Source organism: Aquabacter sp. L1I39 (assembly GCF_017742835.1).
In the GTDB taxonomy this organism is placed as follows: Bacteria; Pseudomonadota; Alphaproteobacteria; order Rhizobiales; family Xanthobacteraceae; genus L1I39.
The window spans coordinates 976,254-1,001,610 of sequence record NZ_CP072392.1 but is presented as its reverse complement, the minus strand read 5'-3'; the positions used below and the strand labels follow the sequence as shown (position 1 = coordinate 1,001,610).

Here is a 25,357-nt window from a genome sequence, read left to right as displayed (position 1 = left end):
ATCTTGCGGGGAAACAGGGCCATGGCCGGGACGTGGGAAGCTGCGGGGCGCTGGCGTCTGCGGGCCGGCCTGCTCGCCATGGCGTTGCTGGGGGGCGCCTTGCCCGCTTCCGCCGCGCCGGTGCTGGAACAGGTGGTGCTGGTGCAACGGCACGGTGTGCGCGCGCCCACCCAGTCGGCGGACATCCTGGCGCGCTGGACGACGCGCGCCTGGCCGTCCTGGCCCGTGGGGGCCGGTGAACTCACCGACAAGGGCGCGCAGGTGGTCGCCCTCATCGCCACCGCCATGCGCAACCATTATGTGCAGGCGGGCCTCCTGGCCGCGCAGGGATGCCCGGGCCAAGCCGTCCTGGTGTGGTCGGACGCGCGCGACGAGCGCACCCGCCGCAGCGGCCGCATGATGGCACAGAGCTTCGCTCCCGGCTGCAATGCGGACGTCACCCATCTGCCGGACGGCGCGCGCGATCCCCTGTTCCGGCGCGTGGGCAAGGCCTGCCGCTATGATCCGGCGGAGCTGTCGCGCGCCGTGAAAGCAAGCGGCCCGCTGGTGGATCCGGCCTCGGCCCGCGCCATTGCGGATGTGAGCGCTATCCTCAGGCCGCAGGGGCCGCCGCTCGATCCGGAGGCGAGTCGCCTCCAGGTCTCCGACAAGAGCATAAGGCTCAGCGGTCCCCTCGCCATTGCGGCGGCAAGCGCCGAGATCTTCCTCCTGCAATATGCGCAGGGCTTGCCGGCGGAGGATGTGGCCTGGGGCCAGGCGGCGAGCCCGGCCGCCCTCAAGCCCGTGCTGGCGGCGCGGGACCGCGCCGTCTGGTTCGCCCGCCAGATGCCCGTCGTGGCCCGCGTCCAGGGGGCAGGCATGGCCCGCGTGATGCTGGAAACCCTGTCGGGCCAGCCGCGCGCCACCGCCCCCGCCGTCGGCGCGGGTCTAAAGCTGCTGGCCTTTGCCGGCCATGACGACAATCTGTCCAACATGGCCGGCATCTTCGGCGTGGACTGGAGCCTGCCCGGCCAACCCGACAAGACCGCGCCTGCCACCGCCTTCGCGCTGGAGCGCTGGCGGGACCCGGAGACGGGCGCCGATAGCCTGTCCTTGCGCATCTGGTATGCCGAGCTGCAGGGCATGCGGGCGCTGGACCCGGCCAGCGTCCACGCCGTCTCCGTGCCCTTGCCGGACTGCCCGGGTGAAGCCTTCTGCCCACTCCAGACAGTGCGCGCCCGCATCCTGCCCGACCTGCCGGCCGGGTGTGGCGGATAGAGCCTTTTCCACTAGAGCATGCGCCGATCAGATGGCATCGCCATCTGATCGGATCACGCATTCTCTATCAATGGGTTAGAGGGCGATTTACCGATCAGATTGATTCAATCTGATCGGATCGCGCTCCAAGAGCCGGTCTCAGAGCGCGTCGCGCAGGCCCTTCACGAAGTCCGCAAGGCCGGTGAGGCGCCGGCGCTTCAGGCGCTCCGCCTGGAGGATGGAGACGAGCTTGGCCAGGCTGTCATCCACATCCTGGTTGATGAGGATGTAGTCATATTCGGTGAAGTGGCTGATCTCGTCGGAGGCCTTGGACATGCGCTGGTGCACCACCTCGTCGCTGTCCTGGGCGCGGGTGCGCAGGCGCTTTTCCAAATCCGCGGCGGAGGGCGGCAGCAGGAAAACCTTCACCAGATCCTGCTGGGCGCTCTGGTCCAGTTGCTGGGTGCCCTGCCAGTCAATGTCGAACAGCACGTCCCGTCCCGCCGAGAGCGCATCCTCCACCGCCCGGCGGGGGGTGCCGTAGAGATTGCCGAACACGATGGCGTGCTCCAGCAACTCGCCCTCGTCCCGCATGCGCTGGAAGGTGGGCACGTCGACGAAGAAATAGTCCTTGCCGTTCACCTCGCCGGGGCGCGCCGGGCGGGTGGTGACGGAGACCGACATGGTGATGCGGTCGTCCTGCGCCAGCAGCTTGCGGGAGAGCGTGGTCTTGCCGGCCCCGGAGGGCGAGGACAGGACCAGCATCAGGCCGCGCCGGGCAAGGCCGGACTTGGAGCCGGGTTTCCAGCCGGGCAGAGAGAAGTGGGACGGGGTCGGGTTGGCCATGGCAGAAACCGGGTCACTCGATGTTCTGGATCTGCTCGCGGAACTGATCCACCAGGAGCTTCAGGTCAAGCCCGATCTGGGTGAGGGCCACCCCGTTCGACTTGGAGCACAAGGTGTTGCTCTCGCGATTGAACTCCTGCGCGAGGAAATCCAGCCGACGACCCACCGGGCCGCCGGCCGTCAGCAATTCGCGGGCGGCCGAGACATGGGCGCGCAGGCGGTCCAATTCCTCCCGCACGTCCGCCTTGGCGGCCAGCAGCGCGGCTTCCTGGTGCAGGCGCTCCCCATCGAGCGGCGCGCCGGTGTCGAGGAGGGCGCGCACCTGTTCGGCGAGGCGGGCGCGGATGGCCTCGATGCGCCGCTCCGGCAGGGCCTCGGCGTCGTCCACGAGGGCGGAAATGCCATCAAGCCGTTCGCGAAGAACCGTGCGCAGCGCGCCGCCTTCCCGCTCGCGCATGATTTTCAGGTCCGCTAGCGCAGTCTCGAAGCCCGCGAGGGCGGCGACGGTGATGGCGGGGCGGTCCTCGTCCACGCTGTCCGCCTCGCTCACCTCCACGATGCCCTTCACCGCCAGCAGGGAATCAAGGCTCGCAGGCGGCAGGGAGAAGCGCTCGGCGGCGGCGCGGGTGGCGGTGATGAGAGCCTGGAGCGCGGCCTCATTCACCGAAACCGACACCTGGTCGCCTTCCCGGCTCAAGGTGAAGGTGGCGGAGACCGAGCCCCGGGAGAGGCCTCGCGTGGCCGCGGCGCGCGCGCCCGCTTCCAGCTCCTCGAAGCCGGAGGGCAGGCGCAGGCGCACGTCCAGCCCCTTGGCATTGACGGAGCGCACCTCCCAGCTCCAACGCCAGGGTCCGGTGGTGCCTTGGGCGCGGGCGAAGCCGGTCATGCTGTGAAGGGACATGGGCGTGATCCGGCGGCCTCTGGCCGTCCGCTCCTCTGGAGGCGGGCTCAATGCGCCTCATGAAACGTGATGAGGACCTCACCCTCGGATGCGGCCGCTACTGCATCTAGAGCAGGTCCATGCCTTTGGGGAAGACGGTTTGGGTCTGCGCGCGCAAAAGCCTTGTGTGCGGGGGTGGGCGAACTTGGCCTCCCATCACCGCCGGCTGGCCCAACGGGAAGTCTGAGCACGCGAGGCCTCAGGTCTCCCCGGCGTTCGGCCTTGCGTCTTGGTTCAGTTGGCGGAGGCGGGGGCGCGCTGCGCCGGGGTGGCGGGGGCGGTGCCGGTTCCGGTGCCCGGCGCGGTTCCATTGCCGCCCTGGCTGGCGCGCTGGCGGGCATCCGCCTCGATCTCCCGCCAGCGGGCGACGTTGCGGTTGTGCTGGTCGAGCGTCTCGGCGAAGACGTGGCCGCCCGTGCCGTCGGCGACGAAATAGAGGTCCTTGCTCTTGGCGGGATTGGCCACCGCCGCCAGCGCCTCACGGCCGGGATTGGCGATGGGGCCGGGGGGCAGGCCGTCAATGGCATAGGTGTTGTAGGGGGTCGCCGTGGTGATATCGGTCTTGGAGATGGGGCGCCCCAGCGTGCCCTTGCCGCCGACGATGCCATAGATGATGGTGGGGTCGGACTGAAGCCGCATCTTCCGGTTCAGCCGGTTGATGAACACTGCCGCCACCCGTGGCCGCTCCTCGGGCTTGCCGGTCTCCTTCTCCACGATGGAGGCGAGGATGACCATGTCCTGGGGCGACTTGAGGGGCAGATCAGGCGCGCGCTTCTCCCACAACTCTTTCACCACCTTTTGCTGATCCGCCGTCATGCGCGCGATGAGCTCGTCCCGCCGCATGCCGCGCACCACATTATAGGTTTCGGGGAGGAGCGTGCCTTCCTGCGGCATGCGCGGCGTGCCGGAAAGAAGATCATTGGCCATCAGGCGGTCCACCACCTGCAGGGAGGTCAGGCCCTCGGGAATGGTCACCTGATGCTGCACCACCTTGCCGGCCACCATCTGGTCGAGCACCTCGGCGATGGAGACGTGGGGCGGGAAGACATATTCGCCCGCTTTCAGAACTTCGCCGCGCCGCGTGATTTGCTGGCTGGCGACGAACAGCGCCCAATTGTCCACAACGCCTTCCCGCTCCAGGATCTCGGCGATGTCGCGTCCGCCCGAGCCGCGCGGGATGAGCACGGTCTTCTCCGCCGTCAGCGGGCCGGGGGCGGAGTATTTCATCTGGCCGTACCAGGCGGCAAGGCCACCGCCCACCGCCAGGAACAGCAGGAAGGTAAAGACCCCGCTGCCGATGACCACGGCCGGATGGCGGGCGCTGCGGGAGGGGCGCTTCTTGGGATCGACGGGCTTGGATTTCACCGACTTGCGTCCACGGGGCGCCTTGCGGGGAGGGGCCGGCGGGGGAGGGGGCGGCGCCGGCCTGTCCTCGGCGGATGCGGGGCGGGCGGCCACGTCTTCCGGCGCGGCGGGTGCCGGGTTGGGTGGAAGGGGAGAGCCCGAGGCCGGCTCCGATACACGCGAAGCCGGCTCGGACGCGGGCTCTGGGGTGGTATCGGTCCGGGCGGGAATGATGGGCGTGTGGTCCGCCGGCGCGCCGGGAGATGGGGCGCCATCCTGCGGGGTGGGGGCGTTCGGGTCGTTGGTGGCCATCGCGGACGTCTCCCATCACTCTCGCTGCGCGCGCCGGTGCCGCCCATGAGCGGCCTCGCGGACCGTCGGTCCGGCTGCGCATTCCCAAGGGGAAGGCGAGACCGCCCGGTTCGGCACCTTCCCTCGCGGCGGCGCCCGCAAGGGGATAGCGCTCATCTGGACGGAAATGCGACGTCCGCACCGATCGGGTGCATTTTGTGGGACCTTGCCGTCCCAGCCGGGCGGGAGCCGGCGGCCCGAAGGCCGCCGGAAAGCCTCAGGCGTCTGCGCGGCGGAAGATCAGCGACGCATTGGTGCCGCCAAAGCCGAAGGAGTTGGACAGCACGGTGTCGATCTTCCGGGGGCGGGCCTTCTGGGGCACCAGGTCGATGGGGGTGTCCACCGACGGATTTTCCAGGTTCAGCGTCGCAGGCGCCACCTGGTCGCGGATGGCGAGGATGGAGAAGATGGCCTCCACCGCACCGGCCGCGCCCAAGAGATGGCCGATGGACGACTTGGTCGAGGACATCGACACATTGGCCGCCGCATTGCCCAGCAACCGCTCCACGGCCTTCAGCTCGATCTCATCCGCCATGGTCGAGGTGCCGTGGGCGTTGATGTAATCGATGTCGGACGGGGTCATGCCGGCCCGCTTCAGCGCCGCCGCCATGCAGCGATAGGCGCCATCGCCGTCGGGCGAAGGGGCGGTGATGTGGAAGGCGTCGCCGGACAGGCCATAGCCCACCAGCTCGGCATAGATCTTGGCGCCGCGCGCCTTGGCGTGCTCGTACTCTTCCAGCACCACGATGCCTGCGCCTTCGCCCATGACGAAGCCGTCCCGGTCCTTGTCATAGGGACGCGAGCCGCGGGCGGGGTCGTCATTGAAAGCGGTGCAGAGCGCCTTGCAGCTGGCGAAGCCGGCCAGCGAAAGGCGATTGACCGGCGATTCGGTGCCGCCGGCCACCATCACGTCCGCATCGCCGAGTGCGATGAGGCGGCCGGCATCGCCGATGGCGTGGGCGCCGGTGGAGCAGGCGGTGACCACCGCGTGATTCGGGCCCTTGAGCCCGTGGGCGATGGACACATAGCCGCCCGCCAGATTGATGAGGCGGCCGGGAATGAAGAAGGGGGAAATGCGGCGGGGGCCGCGATCGCGCAGGATGAGGGAGGCTTCCGCAATGCCCTCGATGCCGCCGATGCCGGAGCCGATCAGGACGCCGGTATTGGTCTGGTCCTCATAGCTTTCCGGATGCCAGCCGGCATCGTCCAGCGCCTGGGAGGCGGCCGCCATGGCGAAGACGATGAACTCGTCCACCTTGCGCTGCTCCTTCGGCTCCATCCAATCGTCGGGATTGTAGGTGCCGTCGGTGCCGTCGCCCCGAGGAATGGTGCAGGCGATCTGGCAGGCGAGATCGGCCACGTCGAACCGGTCGACCCGCTTGGCACCGCTCTCGCCCGCAATCAGCCGCCGCCAACTGGGCTCGACGCCGCAGCCGAGCGGCGTCACCATGCCGAGGCCAGTGACGACAACACGTCTCATGAGGGAACTCCGGGTACGATCACGACGACGGCCGCGGCGCTTTGCGCACCGCGGCCGTCAGTATCATGATGACGGCGATCAGGCCGCGTTCTTTTCCAGGAACTTGATGGCGTCGCCGACCGTCAGGATGGTTTCGGCGGCGTCGTCCGGGATCTCGGTGTTGAAGGCCTCTTCGAAGGCCATCACGAGCTCGACGGTGTCGAGGCTGTCGGCGCCGAGATCGTCGATGAAGCTGGCGTTTTCCGTAACCTTCTCGGGCTCCACGCCCAGATGCTCCGCGACGATCTTCTTCACCCGCTCGGCGATGTCACTCATCGATGCACCCTCGTTATCTGAAAAAATTGTCTCTCTGCCGTACGGCGGCTGTGAGACGGCATAATGCCTTTCACGCGCCGTGCCCAGCCCCCATGCTCGTATCCGATCGGGCAGATGGAAGCACCGTCGTCCAAGCCCCGGCCGTGCTTGGGCCGACCGGGTGGTATGGAGCGGCTCGTTACCACACTTCCCCCGCCTTGGCCAGCAAACCCGATCCGGACCCGAAGGTCCAGACCCCACATGGGTTTCCGGCCAAACCCGCGCACCATGCGCGAGTAAGAAGCGGCCGGACAGCGCCGACCGCCGCCTGCACCTCACACCATGGCCATGCCGCCATTCACGTGCAGCGTCTGGCCGGTCACATAGGCCGCCTCGTCGGAGGCCAGGTACACGCAGGCCGAGGCGATGTCCTCGGGCGAGCCCAGGCGCGCGGCCGGCACCGCCTTGAGAATCGCCTCGCGCTGCTTGTCGTTCAGCACGTCGGTCATGGCGGTGGCGATGAAGCCGGGGGCGACGCAGTTCACGGTCACGCCGCGGCTCGCCACTTCCTGGGCCAGCGACTTGGACATGCCGATCATGCCCGCCTTGGCGGCGGCATAATTGCCCTGGCCGGCATTGCCGGTCACGCCCACTACCGAGGTGATGGAAATGATGCGGCCAGACCGGCGGCGCATCATGGAACGCACGGCAGCCCGGCAGAGGCGGAAGGTGGCGGTGAGGTTCACCGCGATCACCTGGTCCCAGTCCTCGTCCTTCAGGCGCATGAAAATATTGTCGCGGGTGATGCCCGCATTGTTCACCAGGATGTCCAACTGGCCGAGCTTCTCCTCGGCCTCGGGCACCAGCTTCTCCACCTCCTCGGCATTGCCGAGATTGCAGGGCAGCACCAGCACGCGCTCGCCGAGCTCGGCAGCGAACGTCTCCAGCACCTCCCGGCGGGTGCCGGAAATGGCGACGGTCGCGCCTTGGGCATGGAGGGCCTTGGCGATGGCGCCGCCGATGCCGCCGGTGGCGCCGGTGACGAGGGCGGTCTTGCCGCTGAGATTGAACATGAGGTCTCCGAAACGAGAGGAAAAGCGATAGGCGGCGTCAGGCGGCAGGGCGTCAGGCGGCGGGAGCTTGGCGCGCGGTGATGAAGGCGGCCACGTCCTCGGGCGTGCCGACGGCGGACACTGCGATCTCGCGGGCGATGCGCCGCACGAGGCCCGAGAGCACCTTGCCGGCGCCCACCTCCACCGCGCGGCTGACGCCCGCGCCCGCCATATAGATGACGCTCTCGCGCCAGCGCACGGTACCCGTCACCTGCTCCACCAGGAGGCGGATGATCTCCTGGGGATCGGTGACCGGGGTCGCCCGCACATTGGCGATGACGGGAACGCAGGGCGCGTTCACGGTGGCTTCCGCCAGCGCCGCGGCCATGGCTTCGGCGGCCGGCTCCATCAGGCGGCAATGGAAGGGGGCGGACACGGGCAGCAGGATGGCGCGGGAGGCGCCCTTGGCCTTGGCGATCTCGATGGCGCGCTCCACGGCGGCCGTGGAGCCGGACACCACCACCTGGCCGTTGGCATTGTCGTTGGCGGCTTCGCAGACCTCATCTCCGGCGGCCTCCGCCGCCACCGCGACCACCTGATCATAGTCGAGGCCGAGCAGGGCGGCCATGGCACCCTGGCCCACCGGCACGGCCTCCTGCATGGCCCGGCCGCGAATGCGCAGCAGGCGGGCGGCGTCCGTGATGGAGAGCGCGCCGGCGGCGGCGAGCGCCGAATATTCGCCCAGCGAATGGCCGGCCACGAAGGAGGCGTCGCGGGAAAGGTCGAGGCCCGCTTCCGTCTCCAGCACGCGTATGGCGGCCAGCGAGACGGCCATGAGGGCCGGCTGGGTGTTGGTGGTGAGGGTCAGCGCGTCGGCGGGCCCGTCCCACATGATGGCGGTGAGCTTCTCGCCGAGCGCCGCGTCCACTTCGTCGAACACGGCGCGCGCGGCCGGGAAGGCATCGGCCAGGGCCTTGCCCATGCCGACGGCCTGGCTGCCCTGGCCGGGAAAAATGAAGGCTGTGCTCATGCAAATCCCCTTGACGGGTTTCCAAGATTGAATTTTGGGGAGGGGAGAGACACCGCGCGGCCTTTGGAGTCAAGCCGCGCCGCACCATCGGAGCCATGCGCGGACGTTGCGGCAGGCCGGCGGCCAATTGGCGGCGGGCGGGGTGGCGCTCTCCGGGCGCAGTTGCCTTTCCCGCGCATTCTGCTATACGCCCCGCTTCCGTTGCCCCGGCCGGGGGCTGAACGGACGGTCGGCTGTTGTCGCGGGCATCCTGATGCGCGCTCCAAAAGTCGGCAGGGCCTGTGGTCCGTCGTCCCGTGTCCCCGCCTTCCGAGCAGACGAGCCTTTCCTGAAAGGCTTGAAAGGGCTTGGCGTCGGGGCGCGGTGGAACAGGAAAGGCACTAGGACACATGGCGCTCTATGAGCACGTGTTCCTCGCGCGCCAGGACATCACGGCGCAGCAAGTCGAGGAACTGACCACCCGCTTCAAGGGTGTGATCGAAGCGAATGGCGGCTCGGTCGGCAAGACCGAGTATTGGGGCGTGAAGTCCCTGACCTATCGCATCAACAAGAACCGCAAGGCGCACTTCACGCTCCTCAACATCGACGCCCCCGCGGCGGCGGTGCAGGAGATGGAGCGCCAGATGCGCATCGATGAGGACGTTCTGCGCTTCCTCACCCTGCGCGTCGAGGAGCATGAAGAAGGCCCCTCCGCCATGCTGCAGAAGCGCGACCGCGATGATCGCGAGCGCGGCGAGCGCGGCTTTGGTGGAGATCGTGGCTTCGGTGGTCGCGAGGACCGCCCCCGTCGCAGCCGTGATCGGGAAGAAGCCCAGGGCGAGGAGGCAGTCTGATGGCGTTCGCTCAAGCTGGTGGTGGCGGCGGTCAGCGCCGTCCGTTCTTCCGTCGTCGCAAGACCTGCCCGTTCTCCGGCCCCAACGCGCCGAAGATCGACTACAAGGACGTGCGTCTCCTGCAGCGCTACATTTCCGAGCGCGGCAAGATCGTGCCGAGCCGCATCACCGCGGTGTCCGCCAAGAAGCAGCGTGAGCTGTCCGCCGCCATCAAGCGCGCGCGGTTCCTCGGCCTGCTGCCCTTCGTGATCCGCTGATCGCGATTTAAGTTCGCCGCCGGCCTCCGGGCCGGCGGCACCCCGATGCGGGCTGCCAGAAATGGCTTGTCTGCGTCGCTTGACCCTTGAAGGACGGTGGTCCCCTTCCGGTTTGGCGCATGCGCACCGGGGCGGATGCCAAGGCTGGGGTGGGCTTCGACCCTCCTCTAACCGCTCATGGCGGGACAGCGAGATGATGGGACAGATTGCACTGATCGGCCTGGCCGCTGGCGCGGCCTCTGCGCTCCTTTCCGCTGGCGTTGCCGCGGGAACGATGCTGGCCGTGCCGCTGTTCTATCTCGCCCCTCTTCCCATCATGCTGGCCGGGCTTGCCTTTTCCCACTGGACGGCGTTTGTCGGTCTGGTGGTGGCGGCGGCCGGGCTGGGCTTCGCCTTCGGCACCAGTTTCCTCGTGGCCTATGCGCTGGGCATTGGCGGCCCGGCCTGGGTGCTGGCCTATGGCGCACTGCTCGCCCGGCCCGATCCGGCGGCCCGTGACGGGCTGGTCTGGTTTCCCATCGGCCCACTGGTGCTGCTGGCCGGTGCGCTGGCCAGCCTCAGCGTGATCGTTGGGTTGCTGTCGGTGGCCACCGACTATGAGACCTACCGGGCGGCGGTGGACCAGGCGTTCGAGCAGTTCCTCGTGGTGGGCGCGGGATCGGCGCGGACGGCGGACACGGCGCACATGTCGGCGCTGGTTGCGGCGGTGCTGCCGCCCATGGCCGGCACGCTGACCATGGTCTCACACCTCGCCTGCCTCTATCTGGCGGCGCGGGCGGCCCGGGTCTCGGGGCGTCTCGCACGGCCCTGGCCGGACCTGGCGAGCACACGCCTGCCGCAGGTGACGACGCTGGCTCTGGCGGTCCTGGTGGCCCTCTCGGTGACCCCCGGCATGCTCGGCCTCTCCGCCTCGGTGGTCACGGCGACGCTGCTGACTGCCTATGCGGTGGCCGGCTTTGCCACCCTTCATTTCGTGACGCGCGGACGCCCCGGGCGCCCGCTCATCCTGACCGCCGCCTGGATGGCGACCCTCGCGCTCGGCTGGCCGGCGCTGGCGGCCGCTTTGCTCGGCATCGTGGACGCCATGTTCGACCTGCGGACGCGCATGGGCTTTCGCGGCGGGCCGCCCGCGGCCAACGATCGATAGACCTCAAGGAACCGGCGGCTCCGGCCGCCTCACCCAAGCTGAAACAGACAAGACGATTAGGAGAAACAAAATGGACGTCATTCTTCTCGAGCGCGTGGCCAAGCTCGGCCAGATGGGCGAAGTGGTGCATGTGCGCGACGGCTATGCCCGCAACTTCCTGCTGCCCCAGGGCAAGGCCCTGCGCGCCACCTCGGCCAACCGCGCCAAGTATGACACCATGAAGGCGCAGCTCGAGGCCCGGAACCTGGAGCTGAAGAAGGATGCCGAGGCGGTCGGCGCCAAGCTCAACGGCACCAATGTGGTGATCATCCGCCAGGCGGGCGAGAGCGGCCAGCTCTATGGCTCCGTCTCCACCCGCGACATCGCCATGGCGCTGGAGCAGGCTGGCTTCACCGTCAACCGCCAGCAGATCGTGCTGAACCACCCCATCAAGCTCATCGGCCTGCACACCCTGCCGGTCTCCCTGCACCCCGAGGTCGAGGTGAAGGTGACCGTCTCCGTCGCCCGCAGCGCCGAGGAAGCCGCCCGCCTCGTGGCCGGCGAGGACGTCACCGCCCGTCGCGACCGGGACGAGGACGAGGATGAGGTGGTGGAAGAGGCCGCCGAGGCCGACGAGGAAGCCACCGAGGCCTGATCTGCCCGCCTTCTGGGTATTTACGCTACGTCAATTTAAGCGCCTGGCTTTGGCCGGGCGCTTTTCTTTTGGGCTGGACGCACCGCAGCATATTGTCCACAGGCCGCGAAGGTGTTGAGATTGGTCAACTCCGATCTCATCTCGGTGCATTGGGGGAAGGCCCCTGCCGGCAAGGTGGCGGGTCGCGAGGGTGCCGGGAAACGAAACTCAGGTGGAGTGGGCGCGCCGCCATGGCGGGCGCCAAAAGGAGGGCACGCAGGGGACCATTCAGACGGAGGCGGCCGATGGAAAGGTTGCTTGAATCTGTTTTGCGCCGCGTTGTCACGCGCGGCAGTCTCATCGTCACCCTGGCTTCCGGCCGGACCATCACATTGGGGTCCGCGCAAGAGGCCAACGGTCCACAGGTCCATATCCGCTTTACCTCGCCCAAGGCCCAGTGGCGCCTGCTGCTGGACCCGGAACTGGCCCTTGGCGAAATCTACATGGACGAAGGGCTGGTGCTGGAGCGCGGCGACATTGCCGGGTTGCTCGACATCCTCATGGGCCAGCCCGTCCTCCAGCCGACGCTCGCCGCGCGGCTGTTCTATCAGGCCCGCATGGCCTTGCGCAGGATCGCCCAATTCAACCCGCGCGATCGGTCCCGCCGCAATGTCGCCCATCACTATGACCTGGACGGGCGGCTCTATTCCCTGTTCCTGGATGCGGACCGGCAATATTCCTGCGCCTATTTCGAGCAGCCCGGCCAGAGGCTGGACGATGCCCAATTGGCCAAGAAGCGCCATATCGCCGCCAAGCTGGTGCTCGACCGGCCGGACCTGAAGGTCCTGGACATCGGCAGCGGCTGGGGCGGGCTCGGCCTTTACCTTGCCGGCATCGCGCAGGCGCAGGTGACGGGCGTGACGCTCTCCACCGAGCAATTGGGCGTCGCCAAGGCGCGGGCGGCGGAGCAGGGGCTGGAGGACGGGGCCGTCTTCCGCCTCCAGGACTATCGGGACGTGCCGGGGCCCTTCGACCGCATCGTCTCGGTGGGCATGTTCGAGCATGTGGGGGTGGACCATTACGGCGCCTACTTCCGCAAGGTGCGCGAGCTTCTCGCCGAGGACGGCGTGATGGTGCTCCATTCCATCGGCCGCTCGGACGTGCCGGGCATCACCAATCCCTGGATCGCCAAATACATCTTTCCCGGCGGCTACATCCCCGCTTTGTCGGAGGTGCTGCCTCACATCGAGCGGGCGGGGCTGGTGGTGACCGATGTGGAAATCCTGCGCCTGCACTATGCAGAAACGCTGAAGGCCTGGCGGGAGCGATTCCTGGCCCGGCACGAGGAGGTGGCGCGCCTCACCGACGCGCGCTTCATCCGCATGTGGGACTTCTACCTCGCCGCCTCGGAAATGGCGTTCCGCCACCAGGGCATGATGGTGTTCCAGATTCAGTTGGCGCGGCGCCAGGAGGCGGTGCCACTGACGCGAGACTACATCACCGAAGAGGAAAAACGCCTGCGGCTGAAGGAAAAGCGGGCCGCCACGCCGTTGCGCCTGGCGGGCGAATGAAGCCGGCGGCGGGGCCGACCCGCCGCCGCGCCCGGCCTTTTCCCCATTGTTATGCACAGGTGGAAAACTACATCTGCATGGGAAAGAGATTCCGCTGGGTCGCTCTTAACGCGGCATCAGGGCGGATGGGATCTGCTAGGCTCCCCGCATCTCCAGGAACCGACCGCACGCAATGCTTGATCTGCCTGCCGCCCGTGACGACGTGGAACCGAGCTATCGTCAGGCGCCCCACAATCTGGACGCCGAGCAGGCGCTCCTGGGCGCCATTCTGGTGAACAACGAGGCCTTCTACCGCGTCTCCGACTTCCTGAAGCCCGAGCATTTCTTCGAGCCCATCCATTCGCGCATCTTCGAGCTGGCGGGCTCGCTGGTGCGCGCCGGCAAGGTGGCGACGCCGGTCACGCTCAAGACCTTCCTGCCGGTGGATTTCGAGGTGGGCGGCCTGACCGCGCCCCAATATCTGGCGCGGCTTGCGGCCGAAGCCACCACCATCATCAATGCCGAGGATTACGGCCGCACCATCTATGACCTGGCGGTGCGGCGGCAGCTGATCCAGATCGGCGAGGAGATCGTCAACGAGGCCTATGAAGCCCCCATCGAGTCGACGCCCCAGGAACAGATCGAGGAGGCGGAAAAGCGCCTCTACGCCATCGCCGAAAGCGGGCGCTATGACGGCGGCTTCGTGCGCTTCGGCGATGCGCTGCGCGATTCGGTGGATATGGCCAACCGCGCCTTCCAGCGCGAGGGCCACCTCTCCGGCATCGCCACCGGCCTTGATGACCTCGACCACCAGATGGGTGGCCTTCAGCCCTCCGACCTTCTGATTCTCGCTGGCCGCCCAGCCATGGGCAAGACGGCGCTCGTCACCAACATCGCCTTCAACATCGCCTCGGCCTATCGCGGCGAGCAGAAGCCGGACGGCACCATCGCCACCGTGTCCGGCGGCATCGTGGGCTTCTTCTCGCTGGAAATGTCAGCCGAGCAATTGGCCACCCGTATCCTGGCCGAGCAGGCGGAGATCGCCTCCTACAAGATCCGCCGCGGCGACATTTCCGAGAGCGAGTTTTCCAAGCTCGCCGCCGCCGCCCAGACCATGCAGGTGATCCCGCTTTATATCGACGATACCGGCGGCATCTCCATCGCCCAATTGGTGGCCCGCGCCCGGCGGCTGAAGCGCCAGCGCGGCCTCGACTTCATGGTGGTGGACTATCTTCAGCTGCTGTCCGGCTCGGCCAAGACCTCATCCCAGGGCCGCGTGCAGGAAATCACCGAGATCACCACGGGCCTCAAAGCCCTCGCCAAGGAGCTGAACGTGCCCATCGTGGCGCTGTCCCAGCTCTCCCGACAGGTGGAAGCGCGCGACGACAAGCGCCCGCAATTGTCGGACCTGCGCGAATCCGGCTCCATCGAGCAGGACGCCGACGTGGTCATGTTCGTGTATCGCGAGGAATATTACCTCAAAAGCCGCGAGCCCAAGCCCGGCACCGAGGAATGGTTCAAGTGGGAGGCGGACATGAAGGCCGCCGAGGGGGTGGCCGAAGTGATCATCGGCAAGCAGCGCCACGGCCCCACCGGCACCGTTAAGGTGCATTTCGAGGCCCAGTTCACCCGCTTCTCCAACCTCGCCCGCGAGGATCGGCTGCCGGACCATCGATGACTTCGCTCTCCCTCATGCCCAAGGATGTCGCCGACACGGCCATTGACCGCTCGAACGCCGTCCTCACCATCGATCTCGACGCCCTCGCCGACAATTGGCGCGCCCTGGCGCGCCTTGCTGCGCCGGCGGAGTGCTCGGCCGTGGTGAAGGCCAACGCCTATGGCCTCGGCATCGCCCATGCGGCGCCCGCTTTGTGGCAAGCGGGGGCGCGCACCTTCTTCGTGGCGCTGCTGGAAGAGGGCGTGCGCCTGCGCGCGGTGCTGCCGGAGGCCACCATCTATGTGCTCGGCGGCCTGCTGCCCGGCACGGAGGCGGCGTTCGAGGCCTGCAATCTGCGTCCGGTTTTGGGCAGCCTGCCGGAGATCGCCGACTGGGCGGCCCATGTCCGCACGCTGGGTGCCGAGCGGCCGGCAGCGATCCATGTGGACACCGGCATGAACCGGTTGGGCATCACCGTGGACGAGGCGGTGGCGCTGGGCGTGGAAGGGGCCGGCTTCCGGCCGAGCCTCATCATGAGCCATCTGGCCTGCGCCGATACGCCCAGCCATCCGCTCACTGCCCGACAGGTGGAGCGCTTTTCCCGCGCCGCTGCCGCCTTTCCGGGCGTCCCCGCCTCGCTCGCCAATTCGGCGGGCGTGCAGTCCGGTCCCGAATTTCGGTTCGACCTGGTGCGGCCGGGCATCGCCCTTTACGGCGGCGCGGCGATCGCGGGCCGCGCGCCGCTCAAGCCGGTGGTGCGTCTGGAGGTGCCCATCATCCAGGTGCGCCAGGGGCTTCCCGGCGACAGCGTGGGCTATGGCGCCGCCCAGCGCCTTGCCCGCGACAGCCGCATTGCCGTGCTCTCGCTCGGCTATGCGGACGGCTTCCACCGCGCCTTCGGGTCCGCCGATGGGCGGCCGGGGGCGGATGCCATCATCGCCGGACAGCGCTGCCCGCTGGTGGGGCGCATCTCCATGGATCTGGTGACCGTCGACGTCACCGACCTGCCGCCGCAGGCGGTGCAGCGCGGCCAGAGCGCGGTGCTGCTGGGCGAGGGCATCGGCGTCGATGAACTGGCGGCCCATGGCGGCACCATCGGCTATGAGGTGCTCACCGGCCTCGGCGCCCGCTACCGGCGGGTCTATGTCAGCGGGGCGGGCTGAAGCATGGCCAAGCGTGGCGCCCATTTCGTCTGCCAGGCCTGCGGGGCCACCTATACGCGCTGGCTCGGCAAGTGCGAGGCCTGCGGGGCCTGGAACACCATCGCGGAAGAAGCCGAGGTGGTGGCCTCCGTCCCCGCCGCCCAGCGGGCGAGCCGCAAGGGACGGGCGGTGCCGCTGGAGAGCCTCCAGGGCCAGGGCACGCCACCGCCGCGCCTCGTCTCCGGCATCGGCGAGCTGGACCGGGTGGCGGGTGGTGGCTTCGTGCCCGGCTCCATCCTGTTGCTGGGCGGGGACCCCGGCATCGGCAAGTCCACGCTTCTGGTGCAGGCCTCGGCCGCTTTGGCCTCGGCGGGACACCGGGTCATCTATGTCTCGGGCGAAGAGGCGGTGGACCAGGTGCGCCTGCGCGCCGGGCGCCTCGGCCTTGGCGAGGCGCAGGTGGGCCTTGCCGCCGAGACCAATGCGGAGAACATCCTGGCGACGCTGGCGAGCGGCCCGCCCGTGCGCATGGTGGTCATCGATTCCATCCAGACCATGTGGTCGGACTCGGTGGAATCGGCGCCGGGCACGGTGACGCAGGTGCGCACCTCCGCCCAATTGATGGTGCGCTTCGCCAAGCAGTCCGGCGCCGCCGTGATCCTGGTGGGGCATGTGACCAAGGACGGCCAGATCGCCGGTCCCCGCGTGGTGGAGCACATGGTGGATGCGGTGCTCTCCTTCGAGGGCGATGGCGGTCACCAGTTCCGCATCCTGCGGGCGCAGAAGAACCGCTTCGGCCCCACCGACGAGATCGGCGTCTTCGAGATGACCGGCAAGGGCCTCTCGGAAGTGCCCAACCCTTCGGAGCTCTTCCTGTCCAACCGCGATGCGGGGGCCCCCGGCACGGCGGTGTTCGCGGGCATGGAGGGCACGCGGCCGGTGCTGGTGGAAATCCAGGCCCTCGTCGCCCCCTCCACCCTCGGCACACCCCGGCGCGCGGTGGTGGGGTGGGATTCCAGCCGCCTCGCCATGGTGCTGGCGGTGCTGGATGCCCGCTGCGGCGTGCGCCTCGGGGGGCATGATGTCTATCTGAACGTGGCGGGTGGCCTGCGCATCGGCGAGCCGGCGGCGGATCTGGCGGTGGCGGCGGCCTTGGTCTCCGCGCTCACCGGCGCGCCCTTGCCGCAGGAATCGGTCTATTTCGGCGAGGTCAGCCTGACGGGGGCCGTGCGCCAGGTCTCCCAGACGCCGGCACGGTTGAAGGAGGCGGCCAAGCTCGGCTTCTCCCGCGCCGTCATGCCCGCCGCCAGTACGGAAGGCCTGGATGCGCCCGTTGGCGTCGATGCCGTTCCTTCCCTCGCAAGCCTCGTTGCCGCCATTGCGGCACGCGCGCCGCGCAAGGCTGCCCTGCCGCCCCGTGAGACATCGGCGCAAGAGGACTGATGACGCGGCCGGCTCTTGAAGATATACGTCCCCCCCACGCGAGGCCTGTCATGCAGGTGTCGCTTCACCGGTCGCCAGGTCGGCGCCACCTTGAAGGGTAAGCCGCGCCGATGCCTGTGACGCTGCTGGATCTCATCCTCATTGCCGTAATGCTCATCTCCGGCCTTCTGGCCATGGTGCGCGGCCTGCTGCGGGAAGTCTTCAGCATCGTGTCCTGGATCGCGGCCGCTGGCGTGACGGTGTATTTTTACCCGAAGCTTCTGCCTTTCACGAAACAATATATCTCGCAGGATACGGTGGCCCTGGCCGTCACTGTGGGAATCCTGTTCCTCGGCACGCTCCTGATCGTCTCCATCATCAGCGCCCGCCTGTCCGACATCGTGCTGGACAGCCGAATCGGCGCGCTGGACCGTACGCTGGGCTTCCTGTTTGGATTGGCCCGCGGCCTTCTCGTGGTGGTGGTTGCCTTCCTGTTTTTCAACTGGCTCGTCCCGGACAAGAACCAGCCGCCATGGGTTTTGAACGCCAAATCCCGCCCTGTGCTTCAAAATACAGGGAATTGGCTGGTCTCGCTGTTGCCGGATGACCCGGAGAACACCATTCTTAAGCGACTTAAGCGTTCGCCCGCCGGCGAGGAGGGCGAGACGCCTGCGCCTCCGAGCGGGCAACGCACGGAGCGTGGGGGCACCACAGTTGCAGCTGCATCGTCGGCCGTGGCGGCAGGCGGTGAAGCCGGATACCGCCGCGGTGACCGGCAAGGGTTTGATCAGCTGCTCGAGAGTACGCGCGGCACCGGCCAGTGAGCCGCCGAGCGGAGGGTAAGATGGACATGGAGAGCGAAGGTTCGCACCCCGGGCATGGCGCTGCGGGGCATAAGGCCGTTGAGAAACGGGATGCACAGGGCGAGGGCGCGCGCATGGACGCGGGGCCGCTCAACCTGGATCTCGATCTCAATGGCGACCGGCTGCGCGAAGAATGCGGCGTATTCGGCATCTTCAACCATCCCGACGCGGCGGCCATCACCGCCATCGGCCTCCACGCGCTCCAGCATCGCGGCCAGGAGGCGGCGGGCATCGTCGTGTATGACGGCAACCGCTTCCATTCCGAACGCCGCCTCGGCCTCGTGGCGGATGCCTTCTCGGACGCGGCGGTCATCGACCGCCTGCCGGGCCATATCGCGGTCGGGCATGTGCGCTATTCCACCACGGGCGAAACGCTGCTGCGCAACGTGCAGCCGCTGTTTGCCGAACTGGACGCCGGCGGCTTCGCGGTCGGCCACAATGGCAACCTCACCAATGGCCTGACGCTGCGCCGCCAATTGGTGCGCGAGGGCGCCATCACCCAGTCCACCACCGACACCGAGGCCATCCTCCATCTGGTGGCCCGCTCCAAGAAGCCCCGCTTCGTCGACCGCTTCGTGGACGCGCTGCGCGCCATCGAGGGCGCCTATTCGCTGGTGGCGGTCACCAACAAGAAGCTCATCGGCGCCCGCGACCCGCTGGGCATCCGCCCGCTGGTGCTCGGCGTGCTCGAAGGCTCCTATATCCTGGCGTCCGAGACCTGCGCCCTCGACATTATCGGCGCCACCTATGTGCGCGACATCGAGAATGGCGAAGTGGTCGTCATCGACGAGGAGGGCATCCAGTCGCTGCGGCCCTTCCCCGAGATGCAGCCGCGCCCCTGCATCTTCGAGTACATCTATTTCGCCCGGCCGGATTCCGTGGTGGGCGGGCGGTCCGTGTACCAGGTGCGCAAGACTATGGGCCAGGTGCTGGCCCAGGAGAGCGGCGTCGAGGCGGACGTGATCGTTCCGGTGCCGGATTCCGGCGTGCCGGCGGCCATCGGCTATTCCCAGGTGTCCGGCATTCCCTATGAGCTGGGTATCATCCGCAACCATTATGTGGGCCGCACCTTCATCCAGCCCACCCAGACGGTGCGCGACCAGGGCGTGCGCATGAAGCACTCGGCCAACCGCTCCGTGGTGGCCGGCAAGCGCATCGTGCTGGTGGATGACAGCCTCGTGCGCGGCACCACCTCGGTGAAGATCGTGCGCATGATGCGCGATGCGGGCGCCACCGAAGTGCATTTCCGCATCGCCTCGCCGCCCATCACCCATCCCGATTATTACGGCATCGACACGCCGGACCGGGACAAGCTGCTCGCCGCCACCCACGATCTGGAAGGCATGCGGCGCTATATCGGCGCGGATTCGCTGGCCTTCCTGTCCGTGAACGGCGTCTATCGCGCCATGGGCTATGAGGCGCGCGACCCGGTTCGTCCCCAATTCACCGACCACTGCTTCACCGGCGACTATCCCACCCCCCTGACCGACCGGTCCGGGTCGGTCGCCGCCCAGCAGCTTTCCCTGCTCGCCGAAGCCAGCTGATCCGGCGCCTCCTCCCGCGCGGGGGAGGCTCCCCTCCCTCGCACGAGACCTGACCCATGACCGACCGGCCGCTTGCCGACAGGATCGCACTCGTCACTGGCGCCACGCGGGGCATCGGGGCGGCCACGGCCGTGGCCCTTGCCGCCGCCGGGGCCCATGTGGTGGCCATCGGCCGCACCGAAGGGGCGCTGGAGGAGTTGGACGACGCGGTGAAGGCGGCCGGCAGCTCCGCCACCTTGGTGCCGCTGGACGTCACCGACTATGAGGCCATCGACCGGCTCGGCGCTGCGCTCTTTGAGCGCTATGGGCGCCTCGATGTGTTCGTGGGCAATGCGGGCGTGCTCGGCCCCATTACGCCGCTCGGCCATGTGGACCCGAAGGATTTCGACCAGGCGCTCGCCGTCAATGTGACGGCCAATTACCGTTTCGTGCGCTCCCTGGACCCGCTCTTGCGCCTCTCCACGGCGGGGCGGGCGGTGTTCGTCACCTCGGGCGCGGTGCACAAGGCGCGGGCTTATTGGGGGCCCTATGCGGTGACCAAGGCGGCGCTGGAACTGCTCGGGCGCACCTGGGCGGCGGAGACGGCCACCACCAATCTCAAGGTCAATCTCTTCAATCCCGGCCCCATCCGCACGCGCATGCGGGCCAAGGCCTTCCCGTTTGAGGATGCCCAGACCCTTCCCGCTCCCGAAGAGGCGGCCGCCGCCATTCTGGAACTGTGCCTGCCCGCCTTCGAGGCCTCGGGCAAGCTCTACGACTTCCCCACCCGCGCGCTGCTGGACTTCAAGTCCCCCGCCTGAGGCATTTGTGCCGCGCCGCGCCGTCCCGCCTTCTGGAGCCGATCATGCCCGATACCGTGTCCGTTTCCTTCGCCAAGCACGGCGCCGCGCCCAAGGGGGTGCTGCTGGCGCTCGCGGACGATAGCCTGGCCCTGGGCAAGGAAACCCTGAAGGTCTTGAAGCCCATCAAATCCACCTTCGAGCGGGCGCTGGATGCGGACCGCTTCCGGGGCGCCATGGGCGCGGCGCTGGATCTGATCGCTCCCTCGGGCCTCAACGTGCCGCGCGTCCTCGTGCTGGGCGTCGGCAAGGCGGGCGAGTTGAAGAGCCAGGATTTCGTCCGGCTCGGCGGCCTGGTGGCTGGCCGCATCCCCGCCAGTGCCCGCGAGGCAACGCTCATCGTGGACCTGCCGTCCGGCGCCGTGGGCGCCAAGGCGGCCGCCGAGATCGCGCTCGGCGTGCGGCTGCGGGCCTATAGCTTCGATCGCTACAAGACCAAGAAGAAGGACAATGAAGGCGAGGCCAGCGCCCTGTCCCTCACCCTCCTGGTCGCTGACCCCGCCGCCGCCGAGCGCGCCTGGGCAGTTGAGGGGGCGATCGCCGATGGTGTCATCCTCGCCCGCGATCTCGTCAACGAGCCGCCGAACGTGCTCGATCCGCCCGAATTCGCCCGCCGCGCCGAAGCCCTCGCCGAGGTGGGAGTCGCGGTGGAGGTGCTGGACGATGCGGCGCTCTCCGAAATCGGCATGCGCGCGCTGCTGGGCGTCGGCCAGGGCTCCATCAAGGAAAGCCGGGTGGTGGTGATGCGCTGGAATGGCGGCGCGGAAGGGGAGGCGCCCGTCGCCTTCATCGGCAAGGGCGTGACCTTCGACACCGGCGGCATCTCCATCAAGCCGGCGGCGGGCATGGAGGACATGAAGGGCGACATGGGCGGCGCGGCATGCGTCACCGGCCTGATGCACGCTCTGGCGGCCCGCAAGGCCAAGGTGAATGCGGTGGGCGTCATCGGCCTCGTTGAGAACATGCCCGACGGCGCCGCCCAGCGCCCCGGCGACATCGTCACCTCCCTGTCCGGCCAGACCATCGAGATCATCAATACCGATGCCGAGGGCCGGCTCGTCCTGGCGGATGTGCTCTGGTACGCCAAGGAGCGCTTCCAGCCGCGCTTCATGGTGGATCTGGCCACGCTGACCGGCGCCATCCTGGTGGCGCTCGGCACCGTGCATGCGGGCCTGTTCGCCAATGACGACGAACTGGCCCAGCGCATCGCGGCGGCGGGCGAAGCCACCGGCGAGACGGTGTGGCGCATGCCGCTGGGCGCGGCCTATGACAAGCTCATCGATTCCAAGTTCGCCGACATGAAGAATACCGGCGGGCGCAATGGCGGCTCCATCACGGCGGCCCAGTTCCTCCAGCGCTTCGTGGACAAGACCGCCTGGGCGCATCTGGACGTGGCGGGCACCGCCATGGCCTCGCCCAGCAGCGACATCAACAAGAGCTGGGGCTCGGGCTGGGGCGTGCGGCTGCTGAACCAGCTGGTCGCCGACCATTACGAAGGCTGATCGGCGACCGTTTGCGATTGGGGCCCGCGGTCAGAGCGCGATCCCATCAGATTGAATCAATCTGATGGGTGAATCGCCCTCTAAACTATTGATAGAGAATGCGTGATCCGATCAGATGGCGATGCCATCTGATCGGCGCATGCTCTAGACGACCGCGGTCTCCAGCAAGGGCGCGGCGCGCGTGAGGCGCTCATAGGCGAGCGGGGAGAGATCCAGGCTGCGATAGCTGCCATAGGTGATCAGTTCCGCCAGCCCCCGCCCGACGGCGGGCGACTGCTGCAGGCCGTGGCCCGAAAAACCGTTCGCCAGCAACAGATTGTCCACGTCCGGCGCGGCGCCCAGAATGGCATTGTGGTCGAACAGGTTCATGTCGTAGTGCCCGGCCCAGGCCCGGCCCTGGCGGATGCGCTCGAAGGCGGGCACGCGCTCGGCAAGCACCGGCCAGATGCGCTCCTCGAAGAAGGTGTGGTCCACCTCGAAGTCGGTGCTGTCGGGGTCCTCGTCCTCGGGCGGGGAAGTGCCGCACAGGAAGCCGGTGCCCTCGGGGCGCACATAAACGCCGGTGGGGTCGATCATCAGCGGGCAGTCCGTCACCGGATCGGCGCAGGTGAAGGTGAAGATCATCCGCTTCTTATTGGCGACGGGGATCTCCACTCCGGCCGAGCGGGCGAGCGCCGTGCCGCCGGCGCCAGCGGCATTCACCACCACCCCGCAAGAGATGGTCCGCCCGTCGGAGAGGCGCACGCCGGTGACCCGGCCGCCGCTCATTTCCAGCCCTTCGGCCCGCGCGGCGGCATAGGTGACGCCCAGCGACCGGGCCTTCTTGCGGAAGGCCTGCATGAGGCCGTAGCCGTCGAACCAGCCTTCCCCGGTCAGCCCCAGGCTGCCGAGCGCGATGCCCTCGGTGCTCAACCACGGGAAGCGGGCGACCAGCGCCTCGGGATCGAGCAGGGCGATGTCGGCGCCGCGCCCGGTCTGGAGGACGTTGGAGGCGCGCATGGCCGCCTCGCCGCGCGCGGTGGCCAGGAAGAGATAGCCGCCTTCCTTCAGGCCGATTTCAGGCCGGTCGCCGTCCACCGCCAGCCGCTCGCCGATCTCGCGCAGGAAGGTGATGCCATAGAGCGAGATGTCCACATTGATGGCGGTGGAATATTGCTGGCGGATGGAGGCCGCCGAAAGCGCGGAGGCGCAGCGCTGGTAGCTGGGGTCCTGCTCCACCACCAACACGCGGCCGCCAAAGGCGGGGTCCGCGGCCAGGTGATAGGCGGTGGAACTGCCGGTGACGGCACCCCCCACCACCACCACGTCATAGGTGTCGGCCATCTGGAAGGTCTCTGCTGTTCTGTTTGCCCTGACCCGTCAGCTATGCCGATGCGGGGGGCGGGAGACAACAGCCAAGTCCATATGGTCGAGAGGGCTGCCGTGCATGCAATGCATGCGTGCGAAGCGCTGCCGTGCCTATATGCTGCAAGGCAGGGTAGAGCGTGCGCCGAATGTATCGGCGAGGGCGCGGGACGGCCCGCAGGGGAGGGCTGCTTGATCACCTTGAGGATCAGCCATCGGACCACCTATCGCTATAGCGAGCCGGTGCGCCTGTGCCCCCACCGCCTGATGCTGCGGCCGCGGGTGGGCGGCGCTGTGCGGCTCATCGGCCACCAGGTGCTGACCGATCCCTATGGGCATCTCGCCTTCGGCTCGGATGTATTCGGCAACGACCTTGTCACCGCCACCTTTCCCGCGCCCACCGACCGCCTGTCCATCCAGGCGGTCTCGACGGTGGAACTGTCCGATCCCCGCCCGCCGCGTGCGTCCCTGGCGCCGGAGGCGGCCACCTATCCCCTCATTTATCCGGACGCCGACTGGTCAGACCTTGGCGCGCTCACCTCCTTCCATTCGCCGGACCCGGACGGGCGGCTCATGGCGTTCGCGCAAGGCTTCGTGGCCGGCCCCGGCACCGATACGCTGGCCTTGCTGGCCGACCTCAATGCGGGCATCGCACGGCGCCTGCGCTATGTGATCCGCACCTTTGAAAGCGCGCAGGCGCCGCTGGAGACGCTGGACCTGGGCTTTGGCTCCTGCCGGGACTATGCGGTTCTATTCGCGGAGGCGGCGCGGCGGCTGGGCTTCGGCGCGCGTCTGGTGTCCGGCTATCTGTTCACGCCCAACCGAATCCCCTTCGGCCCGCAGGACCAGGGCGCGACCCATGCCTGGGCGGAAATCTTCCTGCCGGGCGCCGGCTGGGTCGCGTTCGACCCCACCAACAGCACGGTGGCAGGGGGTGATCTCATCCCTGTGGCGGTGGCCCGCACCATGGACTTGGCCACGCCCGTGTCCGGCACCTATCTGGGCAATAACAATGTGTTCCAGGGCATGGATGTGGAGGTGTCGGTCACGCCAGCCTGGTGAACTCAGCCCCGGCCCGCATAGGCGGTGAGGCCTTCCACCAAAGCGTCGAAGACGAGCCGCACGCGCCGCACCTCGCGCAAATCCTCGTGGGTGACCACGAAGGTCTCCAGCGCGAAGGTCATGTCCGCCACCACCCGCTCCAGCAGCGGATCGCGGGCGGCAAGGCCCACCTGGCAGATGCCGATCCCCAGCCCCGCCCGGATGGCGGCCAGTTGCGCCAGATCGCTGTCAGAGCGGAAGACGAAGTCGTCCGGCGAGAGGTCCACGCCGTGCAGGGTCTTGAAGGCGCGCACGGAGGACGTTTCCGTCTCATAGCCCACCAAAGGCAGCTTTTTCGCATCTGCCAGAGTCGAGGGCCGGCCCCAGGCATCCAGCAGGCGCCGATGGCCGTGCAGGCCGAGGGCGATGTGCCCCACACGGCGGGCCAGCAGCCCCTCCTGCACCGGGCGCACCATGCGCACGGCAATGTCCGCCTGTCGGGCGAGCAGGTCCTCGTTGCGGTTGGTGAGGGCCACTTCCAGGACAAGGCCGGGATGGGCCTCCCGCACGCGCGCCAGGATCGGCGGCAGCACCTCCATGCCGATCACCTCGCTGGCGGTGATGCGCACACGGCCCGCGCTGGAGCCCGCCTCGGCAGAGGCGGTGCGGGCGAAGGCGGCGGCCGCCGCCGCCATGGCCTCGGCCGGCGCGGCCAATTCGCGGGCGAGCGCCGTGGGGGTGAGGCCGGCGGGCGATCGGGTGAAGAGGGCGACGCCCAGATGGCGCTCCAGGTCCTCGATCCGCCGGCGCACCGTGGGCTGCGTCGCCCCCAGCACCCGCGCCGCGCCGGACAGGCTGCCTTCCCGCAGCACCGCCAGAAAGGCGCGCTGGCGTTCCCAGTCGAGGGCGGCGAGTGGGGAGGGGTTCATAAAAAAGCGACGAGCCGATCACTCATTCTCGTCAATTTATACAGAGCCGCGCGGCAGGCAAGGTGGCGTCACTCTGGATCGTGAGACGCAAGGAGCCCGTC

Annotated in this window: 23 protein-coding genes; 14 read left to right on the top strand and 9 right to left on the bottom strand. The window is 68.3% G+C overall.

Annotation, left to right across the window (positions count from 1 at the left end):
* The first annotated feature begins 21 nt into the window (after window positions 1-21).
* Window positions 22-1,257 (top strand): histidine-type phosphatase, encoded by a 1,236-nt coding sequence (locus tag J5J86_RS04400; protein WP_209103676.1) that lies wholly within the window; start codon window positions 22-24, stop codon window positions 1,255-1,257.
* Window positions 1,258-1,395: 138 nt separating this feature from the next.
* On the opposite strand, the gene gmk is transcribed toward J5J86_RS04400, so the two are convergent.
* The 7 genes from gmk to fabD all read right to left on the bottom strand — a co-directional run bounded on the left by gmk (window position 1,396) and on the right by fabD (window position 8,573).
* On the bottom strand, window positions 1,396-2,082 hold the full coding sequence (gene gmk / locus J5J86_RS04395; protein WP_209103675.1) for a guanylate kinase: 687 nt from the start codon (window positions 2,080-2,082) through the stop codon (window positions 1,396-1,398).
* 13 nt (window positions 2,083-2,095) lie between these two features.
* A complete protein-coding gene (locus tag J5J86_RS04390) occupies window positions 2,096-2,983 on the bottom strand; it encodes a YicC/YloC family endoribonuclease (RefSeq protein WP_209103674.1) in 888 nt (295 codons plus the stop codon).
* Window positions 2,984-3,256: 273 nt separating this feature from the next.
* Window positions 3,257-4,678: an endolytic transglycosylase MltG gene (gene mltG / locus J5J86_RS04385; protein ID WP_209103673.1), complete on the bottom strand. Its 1,422-nt coding sequence runs from the start codon at window positions 4,676-4,678 to the stop codon at window positions 3,257-3,259.
* A 256-nt stretch (window positions 4,679-4,934) separates the two neighbouring features.
* Window positions 4,935-6,197 carry a beta-ketoacyl-ACP synthase II gene (gene fabF, locus J5J86_RS04380; protein WP_209103672.1) on the bottom strand — a complete coding sequence of 421 codons (1,263 nt, stop codon included), beginning with the start codon at window positions 6,195-6,197 and terminating at the stop codon, window positions 4,935-4,937.
* A 78-nt stretch (window positions 6,198-6,275) separates the two neighbouring features.
* Window positions 6,276-6,512 carry an acyl carrier protein gene (locus J5J86_RS04375; protein WP_029003376.1) on the bottom strand — a complete coding sequence of 79 codons (237 nt, stop codon included), beginning with the start codon at window positions 6,510-6,512 and terminating at the stop codon, window positions 6,276-6,278.
* 314 nt (window positions 6,513-6,826) lie between these two features.
* Entirely contained in the window at window positions 6,827-7,564 is a 738-nt protein-coding gene (fabG, locus tag J5J86_RS04370; protein ID WP_209103671.1) for a 3-oxoacyl-[acyl-carrier-protein] reductase, read from the bottom strand.
* A 52-nt stretch (window positions 7,565-7,616) separates the two neighbouring features.
* Window positions 7,617-8,573: an ACP S-malonyltransferase gene (fabD, locus tag J5J86_RS04365; protein WP_209103670.1), complete on the bottom strand. Its 957-nt coding sequence runs from the start codon at window positions 8,571-8,573 to the stop codon at window positions 7,617-7,619.
* 389 nt (window positions 8,574-8,962) lie between these two features.
* Between fabD and rpsF the strand changes: the two genes are divergently transcribed.
* From rpsF to J5J86_RS04305, 12 genes are all read left to right on the top strand, one after another.
* Window positions 8,963-9,406 (top strand): 30S ribosomal protein S6, encoded by a 444-nt coding sequence (gene rpsF, locus J5J86_RS04360; RefSeq protein ID WP_209103669.1) that lies wholly within the window; start codon window positions 8,963-8,965, stop codon window positions 9,404-9,406.
* Complete coding sequence (gene rpsR, locus J5J86_RS04355; protein ID WP_012172827.1) at window positions 9,406-9,663, top strand: 30S ribosomal protein S18; 258 nt, start codon at window positions 9,406-9,408, stop codon at window positions 9,661-9,663. Before rpsF ends, rpsR begins: the two co-directional genes overlap by 1 nt.
* Before the next feature lie 193 nt (window positions 9,664-9,856).
* On the top strand, window positions 9,857-10,810 hold the full coding sequence (locus tag J5J86_RS04350) for a DUF2232 domain-containing protein (protein WP_209103668.1): 954 nt from the start codon (window positions 9,857-9,859) through the stop codon (window positions 10,808-10,810).
* 70 nt (window positions 10,811-10,880) lie between these two features.
* Window positions 10,881-11,444, top strand: a complete 564-nt coding sequence (rplI, locus tag J5J86_RS04345) for a 50S ribosomal protein L9 (protein ID WP_209103667.1) — start codon at window positions 10,881-10,883, stop codon at window positions 11,442-11,444.
* Between the two features lie 284 nt (window positions 11,445-11,728).
* Window positions 11,729-12,994: an SAM-dependent methyltransferase gene (locus J5J86_RS04340; protein WP_209103666.1), complete on the top strand. Its 1,266-nt coding sequence runs from the start codon at window positions 11,729-11,731 to the stop codon at window positions 12,992-12,994.
* A 172-nt stretch (window positions 12,995-13,166) separates the two neighbouring features.
* Window positions 13,167-14,651: a replicative DNA helicase gene (locus J5J86_RS04335; protein ID WP_209103665.1), complete on the top strand. Its 1,485-nt coding sequence runs from the start codon at window positions 13,167-13,169 to the stop codon at window positions 14,649-14,651.
* A complete protein-coding gene (gene alr / locus J5J86_RS04330) occupies window positions 14,648-15,793 on the top strand; it encodes an alanine racemase (RefSeq protein WP_247658028.1) in 1,146 nt (381 codons plus the stop codon). Before J5J86_RS04335 ends, alr begins: the two co-directional genes overlap by 4 nt.
* A 3-nt stretch (window positions 15,794-15,796) precedes the next feature.
* Complete coding sequence (radA, locus tag J5J86_RS04325; RefSeq protein WP_209103664.1) at window positions 15,797-17,215, top strand: DNA repair protein RadA; 1,419 nt, start codon at window positions 15,797-15,799, stop codon at window positions 17,213-17,215.
* Between the two features lie 110 nt (window positions 17,216-17,325).
* Window positions 17,326-18,018: a CvpA family protein gene (locus J5J86_RS04320; RefSeq protein ID WP_209103663.1), complete on the top strand. Its 693-nt coding sequence runs from the start codon at window positions 17,326-17,328 to the stop codon at window positions 18,016-18,018.
* A 113-nt stretch (window positions 18,019-18,131) separates the two neighbouring features.
* On the top strand, window positions 18,132-19,601 hold the full coding sequence (gene purF / locus J5J86_RS04315) for an amidophosphoribosyltransferase (RefSeq protein WP_209103662.1): 1,470 nt from the start codon (window positions 18,132-18,134) through the stop codon (window positions 19,599-19,601).
* Window positions 19,602-19,657: 56 nt separating this feature from the next.
* Window positions 19,658-20,401 carry an SDR family NAD(P)-dependent oxidoreductase gene (locus tag J5J86_RS04310; protein ID WP_209103661.1) on the top strand — a complete coding sequence of 248 codons (744 nt, stop codon included), beginning with the start codon at window positions 19,658-19,660 and terminating at the stop codon, window positions 20,399-20,401.
* A gap of 44 nt (window positions 20,402-20,445) precedes the next feature.
* On the top strand, window positions 20,446-21,942 hold the full coding sequence (locus J5J86_RS04305; protein WP_209103660.1) for a leucyl aminopeptidase: 1,497 nt from the start codon (window positions 20,446-20,448) through the stop codon (window positions 21,940-21,942).
* Window positions 21,943-22,086: 144 nt separating this feature from the next.
* Here J5J86_RS04305 and J5J86_RS04300 read toward each other — a convergent pair whose 3' ends face one another.
* Window positions 22,087-23,265: an NAD(P)/FAD-dependent oxidoreductase gene (locus tag J5J86_RS04300; RefSeq protein ID WP_209103659.1), complete on the bottom strand. Its 1,179-nt coding sequence runs from the start codon at window positions 23,263-23,265 to the stop codon at window positions 22,087-22,089.
* Window positions 23,266-23,478: 213 nt separating this feature from the next.
* Between J5J86_RS04300 and J5J86_RS04295 the strand changes: the two genes are divergently transcribed.
* The gene (locus J5J86_RS04295) at window positions 23,479-24,348 is read left to right on the top strand and encodes a transglutaminase family protein (protein ID WP_209103658.1); all 870 of its coding nucleotides are present in this window, start codon (window positions 23,479-23,481) and stop codon (window positions 24,346-24,348) included.
* A gap of 2 nt (window positions 24,349-24,350) precedes the next feature.
* On the opposite strand, the gene J5J86_RS04290 is transcribed toward J5J86_RS04295, so the two are convergent.
* Window positions 24,351-25,256 carry a LysR family transcriptional regulator gene (locus J5J86_RS04290; RefSeq protein WP_209103657.1) on the bottom strand — a complete coding sequence of 302 codons (906 nt, stop codon included), beginning with the start codon at window positions 25,254-25,256 and terminating at the stop codon, window positions 24,351-24,353.
* Window positions 25,257-25,357: the final 101 nt, after the last annotated feature.

Coding starts and splice junctions, on each gene's coding strand:
- rplI (WP_209103667.1), top strand. CDS start 10,881: ATGGACGTCATTCTTCTCGAGCGCGTGGCCAAGCTCGGCCAGATGGGC.
- J5J86_RS04310 (WP_209103661.1), top strand. CDS start 19,658: ATGACCGACCGGCCGCTTGCCGACAGGATCGCACTCGTCACTGGCGCC.
- rpsF (WP_209103669.1), top strand. CDS start 8,963: ATGGCGCTCTATGAGCACGTGTTCCTCGCGCGCCAGGACATCACGGCG.
- J5J86_RS04300 (WP_209103659.1), bottom strand. CDS start 23,265: ATGGCCGACACCTATGACGTGGTGGTGGTGGGGGGTGCCGTCACCGGC.
- rpsR (WP_012172827.1), top strand. CDS start 9,406: ATGGCGTTCGCTCAAGCTGGTGGTGGCGGCGGTCAGCGCCGTCCGTTC.
- J5J86_RS04400 (WP_209103676.1), top strand. CDS start 22: ATGGCCGGGACGTGGGAAGCTGCGGGGCGCTGGCGTCTGCGGGCCGGC.
- gmk (WP_209103675.1), bottom strand. CDS start 2,082: ATGGCCAACCCGACCCCGTCCCACTTCTCTCTGCCCGGCTGGAAACCC.
- J5J86_RS04340 (WP_209103666.1), top strand. CDS start 11,729: ATGGAAAGGTTGCTTGAATCTGTTTTGCGCCGCGTTGTCACGCGCGGC.
- J5J86_RS04375 (WP_029003376.1), bottom strand. CDS start 6,512: ATGAGTGACATCGCCGAGCGGGTGAAGAAGATCGTCGCGGAGCATCTG.
- J5J86_RS04335 (WP_209103665.1), top strand. CDS start 13,167: ATGCTTGATCTGCCTGCCGCCCGTGACGACGTGGAACCGAGCTATCGT.
- J5J86_RS04320 (WP_209103663.1), top strand. CDS start 17,326: ATGCCTGTGACGCTGCTGGATCTCATCCTCATTGCCGTAATGCTCATC.
- J5J86_RS04290 (WP_209103657.1), bottom strand. CDS start 25,256: ATGAACCCCTCCCCACTCGCCGCCCTCGACTGGGAACGCCAGCGCGCC.
- fabG (WP_209103671.1), bottom strand. CDS start 7,564: ATGTTCAATCTCAGCGGCAAGACCGCCCTCGTCACCGGCGCCACCGGC.
- J5J86_RS04305 (WP_209103660.1), top strand. CDS start 20,446: ATGCCCGATACCGTGTCCGTTTCCTTCGCCAAGCACGGCGCCGCGCCC.
- J5J86_RS04350 (WP_209103668.1), top strand. CDS start 9,857: ATGATGGGACAGATTGCACTGATCGGCCTGGCCGCTGGCGCGGCCTCT.
- fabF (WP_209103672.1), bottom strand. CDS start 6,197: ATGAGACGTGTTGTCGTCACTGGCCTCGGCATGGTGACGCCGCTCGGC.
- radA (WP_209103664.1), top strand. CDS start 15,797: ATGGCCAAGCGTGGCGCCCATTTCGTCTGCCAGGCCTGCGGGGCCACC.
- J5J86_RS04390 (WP_209103674.1), bottom strand. CDS start 2,983: ATGTCCCTTCACAGCATGACCGGCTTCGCCCGCGCCCAAGGCACCACC.
- alr (WP_247658028.1), top strand. CDS start 14,648: ATGACTTCGCTCTCCCTCATGCCCAAGGATGTCGCCGACACGGCCATT.
- mltG (WP_209103673.1), bottom strand. CDS start 4,678: ATGGCCACCAACGACCCGAACGCCCCCACCCCGCAGGATGGCGCCCCA.
- purF (WP_209103662.1), top strand. CDS start 18,132: ATGGACGCGGGGCCGCTCAACCTGGATCTCGATCTCAATGGCGACCGG.
- fabD (WP_209103670.1), bottom strand. CDS start 8,573: ATGAGCACAGCCTTCATTTTTCCCGGCCAGGGCAGCCAGGCCGTCGGC.